At 75.1% G+C, this 14,895-nt stretch carries 11 protein-coding genes; 4 read left to right on the forward strand and 7 right to left on the reverse strand.

Features of this window, described 5'->3' with window-relative positions; all coding sequences use genetic code 11:
• Positions 1 to 15 precede the first annotated feature (15 nt).
• From ACZ6CZ_RS16890 to ACZ6CZ_RS16905, 4 genes are all read right to left on the reverse strand, one after another.
• Positions 16 to 1,131 carry an ADP-ribosylglycohydrolase family protein gene (locus ACZ6CZ_RS16890; protein ID WP_469021065.1) on the reverse strand — a complete coding sequence of 372 codons (1,116 nt, stop codon included), beginning with the start codon at positions 1,129 to 1,131 and terminating at the stop codon, positions 16 to 18.
• A gap of 178 nt (positions 1,132 to 1,309) precedes the next feature.
• The gene (locus tag ACZ6CZ_RS16895) at positions 1,310 to 1,879 is read right to left on the reverse strand and encodes a hypothetical protein (protein WP_469021068.1); all 570 of its coding nucleotides are present in this window, start codon (positions 1,877 to 1,879) and stop codon (positions 1,310 to 1,312) included.
• Between the two features lie 126 nt (positions 1,880 to 2,005).
• Positions 2,006 to 4,591, reverse strand: coding sequence for a bifunctional FO biosynthesis protein CofGH (locus ACZ6CZ_RS16900; RefSeq protein ID WP_469021070.1), 2,586 nt, complete (start codon positions 4,589 to 4,591; stop codon positions 2,006 to 2,008).
• Between the two features lie 24 nt (positions 4,592 to 4,615).
• The gene (locus ACZ6CZ_RS16905; protein WP_469021073.1) at positions 4,616 to 5,488 is read right to left on the reverse strand and encodes an LLM class F420-dependent oxidoreductase; all 873 of its coding nucleotides are present in this window, start codon (positions 5,486 to 5,488) and stop codon (positions 4,616 to 4,618) included.
• Positions 5,489 to 5,825: 337 nt separating this feature from the next.
• Here ACZ6CZ_RS16905 and afsR point away from each other — a divergent pair, with 337 nt between their 5' ends.
• Positions 5,826 to 8,792, forward strand: a complete 2,967-nt coding sequence (gene afsR / locus ACZ6CZ_RS16910; RefSeq protein ID WP_469021075.1) for an SARP-family global regulator AfsR — start codon at positions 5,826 to 5,828, stop codon at positions 8,790 to 8,792.
• Between the two features lie 201 nt (positions 8,793 to 8,993).
• Positions 8,994 to 9,161, forward strand: a complete 168-nt coding sequence (locus ACZ6CZ_RS16915) for a hypothetical protein (RefSeq protein WP_469021077.1) — start codon at positions 8,994 to 8,996, stop codon at positions 9,159 to 9,161.
• Positions 9,162 to 9,428: 267 nt separating this feature from the next.
• On the opposite strand, the gene afsK is transcribed toward ACZ6CZ_RS16915, so the two are convergent.
• A complete protein-coding gene (gene afsK, locus ACZ6CZ_RS16920; RefSeq protein ID WP_469021080.1) occupies positions 9,429 to 11,801 on the reverse strand; it encodes a protein serine/threonine kinase AfsK in 2,373 nt (790 codons plus the stop codon).
• Between the two features lie 168 nt (positions 11,802 to 11,969).
• Positions 11,970 to 12,716 carry an AfsK-binding protein KbpA gene (gene kbpA / locus ACZ6CZ_RS16925; protein ID WP_469021082.1) on the reverse strand — a complete coding sequence of 249 codons (747 nt, stop codon included), beginning with the start codon at positions 12,714 to 12,716 and terminating at the stop codon, positions 11,970 to 11,972.
• A 134-nt stretch (positions 12,717 to 12,850) separates the two neighbouring features.
• Between kbpA and ACZ6CZ_RS16930 the strand changes: the two genes are divergently transcribed.
• Positions 12,851 to 13,486: a TetR family transcriptional regulator gene (locus ACZ6CZ_RS16930; protein ID WP_469021646.1), complete on the forward strand. Its 636-nt coding sequence runs from the start codon at positions 12,851 to 12,853 to the stop codon at positions 13,484 to 13,486.
• A 129-nt stretch (positions 13,487 to 13,615) separates the two neighbouring features.
• Here the strand turns inward: ACZ6CZ_RS16930 and ACZ6CZ_RS16935 are convergent, their stop codons facing one another.
• Positions 13,616 to 14,071 (reverse strand): Lrp/AsnC family transcriptional regulator, encoded by a 456-nt coding sequence (locus tag ACZ6CZ_RS16935; protein WP_469021084.1) that lies wholly within the window; start codon positions 14,069 to 14,071, stop codon positions 13,616 to 13,618.
• A 109-nt stretch (positions 14,072 to 14,180) separates the two neighbouring features.
• Here ACZ6CZ_RS16935 and ACZ6CZ_RS16940 point away from each other — a divergent pair, with 109 nt between their 5' ends.
• Entirely contained in the window at positions 14,181 to 14,849 is a 669-nt protein-coding gene (locus tag ACZ6CZ_RS16940) for a pyridoxine/pyridoxamine 5'-phosphate oxidase (protein WP_469021087.1), read from the forward strand.
• Positions 14,850 to 14,895 lie beyond the last annotated feature (46 nt).

A 14,895-nucleotide genomic window follows, 5' to 3' on the forward strand; every position in this document is an offset into this window, starting at 1 on the left:
TGGGCACCGCCGAGGTCAGGCCCGCGGGTACCGGGTGAGCCAGCCCGGGGACGATCCGGCGGGGCCGTGCAGCGCGGGGCCCTGGGTCATCTCCATGGCGAAGTCGTCGGCGAGTTCCAGGACGGTGGGACGGCCCTCCAGCTCGGCCAGCCAGGCCGGCGGGAGGGCCGTCTCGCCGTGCAGGGCGCCGAGCAGGCCGCCGGTGAGGGCGCCGGCCGCACTGGAGGGGCCGCTCTGGTTCACCGCCAGGCACAGGCCGTGCCGTACGTCCTCGCCGACCAGGGCGCAGTACACGGCGGCGGCCAGCAGGCCGTCGGCGGTGCCGTCACCGGCCAGTTCCGCCACCCGGCCCGGACCGGGCATGCCCTGCCGCACCGCGCCCAGCGCGTGCTGGAGGGCGTCGGCGACCGGCTCGTGACCGGGCCGGGCGGCGAGCAGGGCCAGCGCCCGCTGCACGGCGGCGTCCAGGCTCTCGCCGCGGGCGAGGCCGTGCACGATCACGGCGTACGCGCCCGCCGACAGGCAGGCCACGGGGTGGCCGTGGGTCTGGGCCGCGCACTCCACCGCGAGCTGGACGACGAGCTGCGGTTCCCAGCCGACCAGCAGCCCGAAGGGCGCGGACCGGGCGACCGCCTCGGGGCCCTGCTCGGCGGGGTTCTTCGGCGCGTCCGGCGTGCCCATGCGGTCGTCGCCGAGGCCGAGGAGCAGCGCGCGGGTGGGGTCGCGGCGGGCGTACAGCCACTCCTCGCGGGCCAGCCAGCCGTCGTCCGCGCGGCGTTCGTCGGGCCCCCAGTCGCGCTGGGTGGCCGCCCAGCGGCGGTAGGCGCGGTGCAGGTCGGTGGGCGGGTGCCAGGCTCCGCTGTCGCGGCGCACCTGGGCGCGGATCAGGCCGTCCACGGTGAACAGGGTGAGCTGGGTGTGGTGGGTGACCGCGCCGCGCCGCCCGTACGCGGCGTCCAGGTCGAGCAGGCCTTCGGGGCCGTAGGCCGCCTGGATCTCGTCGAGGCCGAGGGTGTCGGCGGGCGCGCCGAGCGCGTCCCCGAGAGCGACGCCGAGGAGGGTGCCGCGCACCCGGCCGCGGAAGTCCTGCTGTTCGGCACGGCCCCAGACGGCGCCGGTCGTCGACCCCACCCTGATCTCCTCACGGCACCGTCCGCACGTACGACAGCTCAGCACTGTAATCGACCGGGAACGGTCCGTTCAGGAGGCGGACCGGTCCGCGGGGGACGGCCCGGGCGGCCTTCGGCGAGCTGTCGTGGTCAGTTCCGGTCTGGGCCGGTCACGCCGCCGCCGCGGCGGGAGCAGGGCCTTACGGGACGACCGTCACCTTGGTGGCCGCCGCGGCGAACGTCCACAGGGCGGTGCCGTCCGCCTTGTGCATGCGGATGCCACTGGTCTGCTTGCCGGCGGCCGGGGGCGGGGAGGAGCCGTCGACGGCGTTGGAGAAGGCGATCGACAGGCCCGACTTGGCGGCGAAGTACAGGACGTGTTCGATCCGCACGCCGTCGGAGCCGGTCGTGGCGTCCAGGCGCTGCGAGACCGCGTAGCTGCCGGGGTCGGGGCCGACCGTGCCCGGCCAGACCGGGAAGGTGCGGGCGGCCCTGCCACCGGCGTCGACCAGCCACACCCGCTTGGCGCCGAGGGAGTAGACGATCCGGCGGCCGGTGCCGGAGGCGGCCGGGACCGCGGGCGCGGCGGACGGCTTCCGCGAGGCGGAGGCGGAAGGGTGCGCGCCCGCCGGGGCCGAGGCGCTCGGGCGGGCCGCGGCGGCCGTGGGGTGCGGCCCCTGGCCGGCCTGGACGGCGAGGACCACCACCGCCGCGGTCGCCCCGGCGGTCAGACCGGAGACCCAGGCCCACGAGGGCAGACGGGCAGGCACGGGTACGCATCTCCTCCGCTACGGGCTCCCCCTTCGAACAGGGGTCGGATCATCGTACTGCGGCCGCCCGCCCCGGCAGCTCCCCCGCCCGGTCCCCGGCCCCCCGGCCCGGCACGGGCTCCCCGCTCAGTCCAGCACCGGCAGCAGCTCCGGCAGATGGCCGTCCGAGGCGGCCGCCGCCCGCTGCCGCTCCTGCGGCACCTCGCCGTAGAGCGTGGTGCGCGGCCTGGCCGGGCGGCCCGCCGCCTCCGCCACCGCGACGAGGTCCCGGACCGACTTGTAGGAGCCGTAGGAGGAGCCCGCCATGCGGGAGATGGTCTCCTCCATGAGCGTGCCGCCCAGGTCGTTGGCGCCGGAGCGCAGCATCTCGGCCGCGCCCTCGGTGCCCAGCTTGACCCAGCTCGTCTGGATGTTGGGGATGTGCGGGTGCAGCAGCAGGCGGGCCATCGCCGTGACGGCCCGGTTGTCCCGCGTGGTCGGGCCCGGCCGCGCGATGCCGGCGAGGTACACGGGGGCGTTGGTGTGGATGAAGGGCAGGGTGACGAACTCCGTGAAGCCGCCGGTCTCCTGCTGGATCCGGGCGAGCGTGCGCAGGTGGCCCAGCCAGTGCCGCGGCTGGTCGACGTGGCCGTACATCATCGTCGAGGAGGAGCGGATGCCCAGGTCGTGGGCGGTGGTGACGACGTCGATCCAGTCGGCCGCGGGCAGCTTGCCCTTGGTCAGGATCCAGCGGACCTCGTCGTCGAGGATCTCCGCGGCCGTGCCGGGGATGGAGTCCAGGCCCGCCTCCTTGGCCGCCGTCAGCCACTCGCGGACCGACATGCCGGTGCGGGCGGCGCCGTTGACCACCTCCATCGGGGAGAAGGCGTGCACGTGCATGCCCGGGACGCGCTGCTTCACCGCCTTGGCGATGTCGAAGTAGGCCGTGCCGGGCAGGTCGGGGTGGATGCCGCCCTGCATGCACACCTCGACCGCGCCCACCTCCCAGGCCTGCTGGGCGCGGTCCGCGACCTGGTCGAGGGACAGGGTGTAGGCGTCGGCGTCGGTGCGGCGCTGGGCGAAGGCGCAGAAGCGGCAGCCGGTGTAGCAGACGTTGGTGAAGTTGATGTTGCGGGTGACGATGTAGGTCACGTCGTCGCCGACCACCGAGCGGCGGACGTCGTCCGCGATGCGGGTGAGCGCGTCCAGGGCGGGGCCGTCGGCGTGCAGCAGGGCCAGTGCCTCGGCGTCGGTGAGCCGTTCGGGGTCGTCGGCGGCGGTGGCGAGGGCCTGGCGCACGTCCGTGTCGATGCGCTGGGGTGCCATGCCGGGGGCGGCCGCCTCGCGCAGGGCGGACCAGTCGCCGTAGACCTCGTCGAAGTCGTCGCGCCGGTCGGAGGTGCGGCCCTCGGTGTCGATGGTGCGGTGCAGGTCCGTGCGGCCGGCCGGGACGAAGGCCTCCTCGGGCTCCTGCCACGGCAGGCCCCGCGGCAGGGCGCCGGGGCGGGCCAGACCGGTCTGCGGGTCGGCGAGCGCCTTCACGTGCGGCAGCAGCCTCGGGTCCAGCCAGGGCTCGCCGCGCCGCACGAACTCCGGGTAGACGCAGAGGCGTTCGCGCAGCTCGAACCCGGCGGCGGCGGACCTGGCGGTCAGCTCCTCGATCTGCGGCCAGGGCCGCTCGGGGTTGACGTGGTCGATGGTCAGCGGGGACACCCCGCCCCAGTCGTCGATGCCGGCGCCGATCAGCCGCTCGTACTCGTCGTCCACCAGGTTGGGCGGGGCCTGGAGGCAGGCGGAGGGGCCCATGACGTGCCGGGCGACGGCGACCGCGGCGACCAGTTCGTCGAGGTCCGCGTCGGGCATGCCGCGCATCGCCGTGTCCGGCTTGGCGCGGAAGTTCTGGATGATCAGCTCCTGCACGCCGTGGTAGGCGCGGGCGACCTTGCGCAGCGCGAACAGGGACTCGGCGCGCTCCTCGTACGTCTCGCCGATGCCGATGAGGATGCCGGAGGTGAAGGGCACGGAGGAGCGGCCGGCGTCCTGGAGCACCCGCAGCCGTACGGCGGGTTCCTTGTCCGGGGAGCCGTGGTGCGGGCCGCCGGGCTCGGACCACAGCCGGGTCGCGGTGGTCTCCAGCATCATGCCCATCGACGGGGCGACCGGCTTCAGGCGCTGGAAGTCCGCCCAGGTCATCACGCCCGGGTTGAGGTGGGGCAGCAGGCCCGTCTCCTCCAGGATGCGCACGGAGATCGCCCGCACATAGGCGATGGTGTCGTCGTAGCCGTGCGCGTCCAGCCACTCGCGGGCCTCGGGCCAGCGGTCCTCCGGCTTGTCGCCGAGGGTGATGAGGGCTTCCTTGCAGCCGAGGGCCGCGCCCTTGCGGGCGATGTCCAGGACCTCGTCGGGGGACATGAACATCCCGTGCCCGGCGCGGCGCAGCTTGCCGGGCACGGTGACGAAGGTGCAGTAGTGGCAGGTGTCCCGGCACAGCCGCGTGAGGGGCACGAAGACGCTCTTCGAGTACGTGATGACTCCGGGCCGCCCCGCCGCCTCCAGGCCCGCGTCACGCACCCGGGCGGCGGACGCGGCGAGGTCGTCGAGGGCCTCGCCGCGCGCCTGGAGCAGCACCGCCGCCTCCGACACGTCCAGGGCGACGCCGTCCCGGGCGCGTTTGAGGGCGCGACGCATGGAGTTCTCGGTGGGGCCGGTTCCGGAGGTCGCGGAAGTCGTCATCCTTTGAGCATACGTTCGGGATGATCAGTGAACGGGGGCGTCGCCCGCGCCGGGCAGGGCGCCGGCGTACTCGTCGAGCGCCCGCAGCACCTCCGCCTCACCGGCCGGCGGCAGCTGCACCACGACCTCCTCGATCCCGAGGTCGGCGTAGTGGGCCAGCTTGCCGGGCGTGGGCCGGACGGCGTACGGCACCACCTGGAGGGCGGCCGGGTCGCGGCCGGCGTCCGCCCACACGGACCGCAGCACGGGCAGCGACTCCGCCAGCCCGCGTCCGCCGATCGGCAGCCAGCCGTCGGCGTACTCCGCGATGTGCGTGAACAGCTTGGGCCCGGCGCCGCCGCCGACGAGGGTGCGGGGCCCGGTGACCGGACCGCGCGGCTTCTGCACCGGCTTGGGGTGGGCCTCGCTGGCCCGGACACTGCCGAACGCGCCCTCGTAGCCGACCGGTTCGGCCGACCACAGCGCGCGCATCAGCGCCATCCGGTCCCGCGCGAGTTCGCGCCGGGTGCGCCACTCGACGCCGTGGTCGGCGGCCTCCTCCACGTTCCAGCCGAAGCCGAGGCCGAGGGTGAACCGCCCGCCGGACAGGTGGTCGAGGGTGGCGACCTGCTTGGCCAGGTCGATCGGGTCGTGCTGGGCGACCAGGGTGATGCCGGTGCCCAGGCCCAGCCGCTCGGTCACGGCCGCGGCCTGCCCGAGGGCGACGAAGGGGTCGAGGGTGCGGCCGTACTCGCGCGGCAGTTCGCCGCCGGCCGGGTACGGGCTGGTCCGTTCGACAGGGATGTGGGTGTGCTCGGGCAGGTACAGGCCGGCGAATCCGCGTGCCTCCAGCTCACGGGCGAGCCGGACGGGGGTGATGGTCTCGTCGGTGAGGAAGATCGTGACGGCGATACGCATGGGTCATCTGTACCGGTCCCGGAGCCATCTGTCCATACCGACCGGTCGGCATCGCGGAAGGGATGGCCGGCCGCCCGGCGGCCCGCCGCACGCGAGGTGGCGGGCCGGTCCGAGGGGACGGCGGCGGTTCACCGCCCGGCTCCGCTGACATGCCGTCAACTTCCCTGTGGCGCCCCGCGGCCGCCCTGCGCGCGCGTGCCGGTGCGAAGACTGTGTGAGGGGCTTGTGCACTGACCTGCGCCGCGCTGTGATCGGCGTCTCGCACGGCTGACGCAACCGCCGCGCACAGGGCAAACTGGCCTGGTGCCGTGACCGGAATGCCTAGGGGGACGAACGCATGGAGGGTGTACCGCGCGTACCGGAGCAGCGGCGTCCCGGCTCCGCGGCGGAGCCGGCGCCGCTGCGCTTCGCCGTGCTCGGCCCGGTGCGCGCCTGGCGCGGGGCGGAACCGCTGGCCACCGGTTCGCCCCAGCAGCGCGCCCTGCTCGCCGCGCTGCTGCTGCGCGAGGGCCGCACGGCCACCGCGGCCGAGCTGATCGACGCGCTGTGGGGCACCGAGCCGCCGTCGCAGGCGCTGGCCGCGGTGCGGACGTACGCCTCCCGCCTGCGCAAGGCACTCGACCCCGGCGTCCTGGTCAGCGAGTCCGGCGGCTACGCGGTACGGGGCCTGCGCGAGGGCGCCCTCGACCTGGCCCAGGCGCAGGACCTGGCCGCCGGGGCGGAGAAGGCGCGCGCGGCCGGCGACCTGGGCCGGGCCCGGGAGGCGCTGAGCCGGGCCCTGGCCCTGTGGGACGGCGAGCCGCTGGCCGGGGTGCCGGGGCCGTACGCGGACGCGCAGCGGGTCAGGCTGGAGGAGTGGCGGCTGCAACTGCTGGAGTCCCGCCTGGACATGGACCTGGAGCAGGGCTGCCACGCGGAGGCCGTCTCCGAGCTGACCGCCCTGACGGCCGCGCACCCGCTGCGGGAGCGGCTGCGCGAGCTGCTGATGCTGGCCCTGTACCGCAGCGGCCGCCAGGCCGAGGCGCTCGCCGTGTACGCCGACACCCGGCGGCTGCTGGCCGACGAGCTGGGCGTGGACCCGCGCCCGGGCCTGCGCCGGCTCCAGCAGCGCATCCTGCGGGCGGACCCGGCGCTGGCCGCGCCCGCCGCGCCCGCGGCGGAACCCGCCGCCGTCCCGGTCCGCCCGGCCCAGCTGCCGGCGAGCGTGCCGGACTTCACCGGCCGCTCCGCCTTCGTCGCCGAGCTGAGCGAGGTGCTCGCCTCCGCCTCGCGGTCGGCCGCCGAGGGCCGGGTGATGGCGGTGTCCGCGCTGGCCGGCATCGGCGGCGTCGGCAAGACCACGCTCGCCGTGCACGTGGCCCACCGGGCGCGGACCGCCTTCCCCGACGGGCAGCTCTACGTCGACCTCCAGGGCGCCGGCTCCCGGGCGGCGGAACCGGAGACGGTCCTGGGCTCCTTCCTGCGCGCCCTGGGCACCCCGGACTCCGCCGTCCCCGACTCGCTGGAGGAGCGCGCCGCCCTGTACCGCTCCGTGCTCGACGGCCGCCGGGTGCTGGTGCTGCTGGACAACGCCAGGGACGCCGCGCAGGTGCGGCCGCTGCTGCCCGGCACGGAGGGCTGCGCGGCCCTGGTCACCTCCCGGGTGCGGATGGTGGACCTGGCGGGCGCGCACCTGGTCGACCTGGACGTGATGTCGCCGGACGAGGCGCTGGCCCTGTTCACGAAGATCGTCGGCGAGGAGCGGGTGGCGGCCGAGCGGGAGGCGGCGCTGGACGTGGTGGCGGCGTGCGGCTTCCTGCCGCTGGCCATCCGCATCGCCGCGTCCCGGCTGGCGGCCCGGCGCACCTGGACGGTGTCGGTGCTGGCCGCGAAGCTCGCCGACGAGCGCCGCCGGCTGGACGAACTCCAGGCCGGGGACCTGGCCGTCAAGGCCACCTTCGAGCTGGGCTACGGCCAGCTGGAGCCGGCCCAGGCCCGCGCCTTCCGCCTGCTGGGCCTCGCCGACGGCCCCGACCTGTCCCTGGCGGCGGCCGCGGCGGTGCTCGACCTGTCCCCGGAGGACACCGAGGACCTCCTGGAGTCCCTGGTGGACACCTCGCTGCTGGAGTCGGCGGCGCCCGGCCGGTACCGGTTCCACGACCTGGTGCGGCTCTACGCGCGTGCCTGCGCGGAGCGGGACGAGTCGCCGCCCGGCGAGCGGGCCGCCGCCATGTCCCGGCTGCTGGACTTCTACCTGGCCACCGCGGCCCGGGTGTACGCCATCGAGCGGCCCGGGGACCGGGTGGTGGACCACATGGCCGCCACCGAGTACCCGGGGCTGGCCCTCGAGGACCGCCACCGCGCCCAGGACTGGCTGTACGCGGAGGCCGGGTCCCTGCTGGCCTGCGTCCGCCAGTTCGCGGCACCCGGCACCCTGCCGCGCGCCATCGACCTGCTGTGGGCGGCGGTGGACCTGACCGAGTCAGGCGCCAACTCCCGGGAGTACGAGGCCGCCGCCCTCGCCCTGCTCGACGCGGCGCGCTCCTGCGGGGACCGGCGCGCGGAGGTCCGGGCGTCGGTCGTCCTGGCCAACGGCCACCAGCTGTCGGGGCGGTTCACCGAGGCCGACGAGGAGGCCCGGGAGGCGCTGCGGCTCGGCGCCGCCGCCGGCGACCCGCTGGCGCTGTGCTGGGCCGCCAACATCCGCGGCGCCATGGCGTTCTACCAGCGCCGGTACGCGGACGCCGAGGAGCACCTCAAGCAGGCGCTGACCGACTTCCGGGCGTGCGCGGACCGGGCCGGCGAGGCCAGCGTCCTGTGCAACCTCTCCCGCACCCACCTGGTCACCGGCCGGCCGCGCAGCGCCGTGGCCCTCGCCCAGCAGGGCGTCGACATGTACGAGACGCTGGGCCACGCGGTCAAGAGCGCCAACGGCCGCTACGCGCTGGGCATGGCCCTCACCCAGAACGGGCTGCACAGCGAGGCCGCCGACCGGCTGCGCGAGGCGCTGCACGTCTTCCGCGAGAGCCGCCAGCGGCTGTGGGAGGGCATGACCCTGTTCCGGCTGGCCGAGGTGGACCTGGCCGCCCAGCGGCCCGCGCAGGCCTCGGCCAACGCCGAGGCGGCGCTGACGGTGCTGCGCGGCATCGGCGGCGAGTGGCGGCGGGGCAACGTGCTGACGGTGCTGGGGCGGGCGCTGAGCGGGATCGGGCAGTCCGGCCGGGCCCACGTGTGCTGGCAGGAGGCCCTGTCGATCTACGAGACGCTGAAGTCCCCGGAGGCGGAGGCCGTCCGGTCCCTGCTCACGCCGTCCGCCGCCGCCTGAGGGCGCCGCCGTTCATCGTTCGTTTATCGCCGCAGGGCACTCTCGTGCTGTCGATCCGTCGCGTCGGGGGGCAGGCGGACCGCAGGCGGGGTCGTCAGGTCGACGATCTATGGTTGGGCGACCCGCCGTCCGTCCGGCCGTCCCTCGGGGGAACGGCCGGACGGACACAGATCAGTTGAAGTTCCCAGGGGAGGCAGCACCATGAGCGAGATCACGCAGGACGACCAGGCGCTCGAGCCGGACAACGTCCACATCACCGACGAGCAGGACGGCGGCCCGGTCAAGCCGGACAACGTCCACATCACCGCGGCCCCGGCCACCGGCACGGCCACGACGGACAACGTGCACATCACGTCCGAGCCCGCCTGATCCAACCCGACGGGGGATCACGGGGGATCACGGGGGATCACCGGGGGGGGCAACGGGGGACGGCACGGGGGAACGGGGGACGGGGGGACGGGGGAGATCGGCCGCGGCGGCGCGGAGGGGGAGCCGCCGCGGCCGATCCGTGTCCGCACCACCGCACGGCCCGGCCACACAGCACCACCGCACAGCACGACCACACAGCCCGGCCGCGAGGCCGGGCTTCGTCGTCGGTGCGGCCGCCGGGTCCGGTCCCGCGTGGACCGGGCGCGGTCAGGCGGTGGAGCGCGCGGTGCCGGTGCCCTTCTCCGCGTCCAGCGCGTACACGCACCGGTCCTTGCTGGAGGCGTACACCACGCCGTCCCTGACCACCGGGGAGCCGGTGATCTCGCCGCCCGTGGCCAGCTTCCACCGCAGCCGGCCGTCGTCGGCCTTCAGGGTGTACAGCAGGTGGTCGGTCGAGCCGAAGTGGATGCGGCCCTCGGCGACGGCGGGCGAGCCCACCACGTCACCGCCCGCCTGGAAGCGCCACTTGGGGGTGCCGGTGACGGCGTCCAGGGTGTAGAGACCCTTGCCGCTGCCGACGTGGACGTGGCCCGCGGCGACCAGCACGGGCTCGACGCAGGAGCGGGACTCGGTGGCGATGCGCCAGCGGTCGCGGCCGTCGGTGGCGTCGAGGGCGTACACCGTGCCGAGGTAGTCGGCCAGGTAGACACCGCCGCCGGTGACGGCCGGGCCCGGGGCGAAGGCGGGCGGGCAGAGGAACACCGCCGGGGCCTCGAAGTGCCAGCGCACCATGCCGCCGGCCGCGTCGATGGCCAGGACGCGGGTGCCCGCCGAGACGTAGACGTAGCCGTCGGGGGCGGCGGTGAGACGGACCGGGACGCCGCCGCAGGACGCCGCGTCGCCGATGGGGTACGACCAGCGTTCCTCACCGGTGCGGGCGTCCAGGGCGCGCAGCCGGGCGTCCTGCCAGACGTAGACGGTGCCGTCGTGCAGGGCGGGGCCGGCCTCGGGGGTCTCGAAGTCGGTCTGGCAGCCGCTGATCTCCCACAGCTTGTGCCCGTTGGACGCCTCCCAGGCCTGTACGCCGCCGCCCCGGGTGCCGGTGACGACGGTGCCCCGGTCGGCGGTGAGCGCGTACACCCAGGCGTCCGTGGACAGCCGCCACAGATCCGCGCCCTCGCGGGCCTCCAGGGCGAACAGGGTGGGGCCGTCGGAGGCGTGGACCCGGCCGTCCGCGACCGCCATCGACCAGGCCACGTCACGGGTCTTGAAGCGGCGCCGGCCGGTGGCCACGTCGAGGGCGTGCACCTCGAAGGAGGTGACGTAGACCAGTTCGCCGTCGACGGCCGGGGTGCCCCACACGTCGTTGGACATGCGGAAGCGCCAGGGCCGCCAGCCCGTGGCGGTGTCCGGGGGCGCCGGCGGGGCGGGCGGTACGGCGGGGTCGGCGCCGTTGACGCCGGGGCGCGGGCGGGACCAGGTGGCGACCAGGCCCGCTTCCGGCGGCGGCGCCTTGACGGCGGCGGCGCGGGCGTCGGCGACCCGCGGCCCGGGGCCGATGGGCACCTGGGCGCCGGCCAGCCGGACCGGGCCGGTGCCGGGGGCGCCGACCGGGACGGGCGCGGGCACCGCCGGGTCGTACGGCGGCGGTGGCGGCACCGCACCGGGTCCGCCGGCCCGGGAGCCGCCACGGGCGCCGGGCGAGGACGAGGACGACGGGGCCGGGGCCGGCCTGACGGCGGTACGGCCGCCCCGGCGGGTCTCGATCAGGCCGACGGCCTTCTCCGGCAGCCACGCCGAGGCCGTACCGCTGTCGTCCGAGCCGGAGCCGAACAGGTGCGGGGCGAGCTGCGCCTGGAGGTCGGCCGGGGTGGGCCGGGCGGCGGCCTCCATCTGCATGCAGGACTCGATCAGCGGCCGCAGCTCGTCCGGGAGCCCCTCCAGGTCGGGGCCCTCGCGCAGCAGCATGAACACCGTCTCGACCGGGTTGGCGCCGTGGAAGGGGGCGTGCCCGGTGGCGGCGAAGACCAGGGTGGAGCCGAGCGAGAAGACGTCGCTGGCGCCGGTGACGCTGCGGGAGTCCTTCGCCTGCTCCGGGGACATGTAGGCGGGGGTGCCGACGGCCACGTTCGTCATGGTCAGCCGGGTGTTGGACACACCGGAGGCGATGCCGAAGTCGATCACCCGGGGGCCGTCCTCGACGACCAGGACGTTGGAGGGCTTGAGGTCGCGGTGGACGAGTCCGGCGCCGTGGATGGACTGCAGCGCCTCCGCGACACCCGCCGCCAGCCAGCGCACCGCCTGGGCCGGCATCGGCCCGCAGTCGTTCACTATCTCCTCGAGCGAGGGCGCGGGCACGTAGGCGGTGGCGAGCCAGGGCACGGCGGCCCGGGGATCGGCGTCGACGACGGCGGCCGTGTAGAAGCCGGAGACCGCGCGGGCCGCCTCCACCTCACGCGTGAAGCGGACCCGGAACAGCTGGTCCTCGGCCAGTTCGGTGCGGACGGTCTTGATCGCCACGCGCCGGCCGGACGCCGAGCGCGCGAGATAGACCAGCCCCATGCCGCCGGCCCCCAGCCGTCCCAGCACCTCGAACGGCCCGATCCGCCGCGGATCGTGCTGCGTCAGCTGATCCACCACTTGCCTGCCACCTCCCCGTACGAGCCGCGCCACCCACATATGTACGCGACCGAAGTGCAGCGTCTCACCACCGCACCGCCGTGGCGGCACGCACCCCGATTCTTCCTGGCCGGGGCGCCGGTTGCGAACCATGGAGCAAAGGGGGTGTCTCATGACCAGCTGGACATTTCATCTCCCCGGCGGCCGCTCCAGCAGCGCGAAGGACGTCCCCTGGTCGTCGGTGACGACGGCCACCCGCCCGTACGACGCCTCGAAACCGGCCGCCTGCTCCCGGCCGCCGAGCCGCCGTACCCGGCCCAGCGCGCTGTCGAGGTCCGCCACCCTGAAGTGGACCAGGAAGTGCGAGGGCATCTCGGGCGGGAAGACGTCGCCGACCCGCGAGCGGCCCACGTCGGGCTCGGCACCGGCACCGAAGAGGGCGTCGTGGAAGAGGCCGCCGTAGAAGGCGTTGGCCGCCTCGGGGTCCCGGGTGTACAGCTGCGCCCAGCCGAAGGTGCCCGGCTGGTGGCGCCGCCCGAAGCCGGGGTGGGCGCCGGGCTGCCACAGCCCGAACACCGCGCCCTCCGGGTCGGCGGCCAGGGCGGCAACCCCGAGGTCGCCGACGGGCACCGGCGCCGTCACCACCTGCCCGCCGGCCGCGGTGATCCGGCGCCCGAGCGCCACCGCGTCCGGGGTCGCGAAGGACACCGTCCACACCGTGGGCATCCGGCCGTCCCGCTTCGGGGCGAGCGCGGCGACCGGCGCCCCCTCCAGCCGGGCCCACCAGGACCCGCCGTGGGCCGCCTCGAAGCTCCACCCGAAGAGCCCGCCGTAGAACCGCTTGCCCGCCTCGGCGTCGGGAAGCTGGGCGTCCACCCAGCAGGGGACGCCCTCCGCGTACGACGACGTGTCCACCGGTGCCCTGTTTTCGGCCATGTCGCCAACGTAACCGCGCCGCGCGCACCCCGCAGACCAGGCACACCACGCCCTGCGGCCCCGCGCACCCCATTTGCAGTCGGCCGAATCGCGCTCCGATCACCCCTCGGTAAGCTGACGACATGACAGGACAAGTGCGTACCGTCGACGGCCGCGTGGCCGGCCGGCGTGGGCAGGCGACCCGGCAGAAGCTGCTCGACTGCCTCAGCGAGATGCTCAGCTCCTCTCCTTACCGGGACGTCAAGGTCATCGATGTCGCGCGGAAGGCAGGCACCTCGCCCGCGACCTTCTACCAGTACTTTCCGGATGTCGAGGGCGCCGTCCTGGAACTCGCCGAGCACATGGCCGCCGAGAGCGCCGGGCTGACCGAGCTGCTCGCCGGGCGCGGCTGGGCCGGCAAGGCGGGGTGGCAGACCGCGCAGCAACTCGTGGACGGATTCCTGGAGTTCTGGCGGAAGAATGACGCCATCCTGCGCGTTGTCGACCTCGGCGCCGCCGAGGGGGACAAACGGTTCTACAAGATCCGTATGAAGATCCTGAACTCGGTGAACGCCTCTCTTGCCCAGTCCATCACCGAACTCCAGTCCAAGGGCCGGCTCGACAAGGACGTGAACCCGGCGGCGATCGCCGGTTCGCTGGTCGCGATGCTCGCCGCGGTGGCCGCGCACCAGAAGGGCTTCTCGTCCTGGGGTGTGAAGCAGGCCGAACTCAAGCCGAACCTGGCGCTGTTGGTGCACCTGGGGGTGACGGGCCGGAAGCCGTCGAAGTAGCCGCGTCCGCCGGCGGACGCCTTTTTCCGGTTCCCCCCGTCCCAAGTCCTGTCTGGCAGGCGGTGGTCCACCCGAGTGGGCCACCGCCTGCCGCGTCCTACGGCCCTGCCGTGCCTTACGGCGACCGCGTCATGCGGCGGGCAGCGGCCGGTCGCGCACCACGTGCTTCATCACCAGCGTCGACGTCAGCCGCTGCACCCCCGGCAGGGTCGCCAGCCGCTCGTCGTACAGCCGCTGGAAGGCGCCGAGGTCGGTGGTGGCGACCCGCAGCAGGTAGTCGGGCTCACCGAACAGCCGCTGGGCGTCGAGCACCTGCTCCACCTCGCCGACCGCCCGCTCGAAGCCGGCCACCGTCTCGCGGTCCTCCTGCCGCATCGAGACGAAGACCAGCGCCTCGAAGTGCAGCCCGAGCGCGGCCGGGTCCACCAGCGCCCGGTAGCCCCGGACGGCGCCGGCCCGCTCCAGCTCCCGCAGCCGCCGGTGGCAGGGCGAGACGCTGAGACCGACCCGCGCGGCCAGCTCGGTCACGGTCAGCCGCCCGTCCTGCTGCACCTCGGCAAGGATTCTGCGGTCCACGTCGTCCATGGAGGAGATACTCGCGCGCAAGTGGCGCACTTGGCCAAACCGGCCCACGCGAGAAGGTCCCCGGCGGCGTTCACCCGGCCGGTGCGCCGGACCGGGCGATACTCGCCCCATGGCATCAGAGGATCTTCACGACATGCTGCGGTCCCTGCGGGTGTGGGCGCCCGAGGTGACGCGGCTGCCCCCCTTCGAGCCGGACAAGGCCCCGCCGACCCCGCTCCCCCTGTTCACGAGCTGGTTCGCGGACGCGGTGCGGGCCGGGCAGCCGGAGCCGCACACGATGTCGCTCGCCACGGCGGACGAGGACGGGCGGGCGGACGTACGGATCGTGATGCTGCACGGCGCCGACGCGGACGGCTGGTCCTTCGCCACCCACGCCACCAGCCGCAAGGGCCGCGCCCTGAGCGCCCGCCCGTACGCGGCCCTCGCCTTCTACTGGCCGGTGCTGGGCCGGCAGGTGCGGGTGCGGGGCCCGGTGACGTCGGCGCCGTCGAGGGAGAGCCAGGCCGACCTGCACGCCCGCTCGACGGGGGCGCTGGCGGCCGCGCTCACCGGGCGGCAGAGCGAGGAGCTGGCCTCGCTGGACGAGCTGCGCACGGTCTCGGAGGCGGCCTGGCAACGGGCCCGGGAGCACCCGGACGAGCCCTCGCCCACCTGGACGCTGTACCGGCTGCACCCGGAGTCGGCGGAGTTCTTCCAGGGCGACCCCGAGCGACGGCACGTACGGCTGGAGTACCGCCGCACGGAGTTCGGCTGGAGCCGCGGCCTGCTGTGGCCGTGACGCGGGGCTCTCCGGGAGGGTGACGCAGCCGTGGCGGACGCGGGCG

The sequence above is a fragment of the Streptomyces sp. NPDC041135 genome (assembly GCF_055592085.1).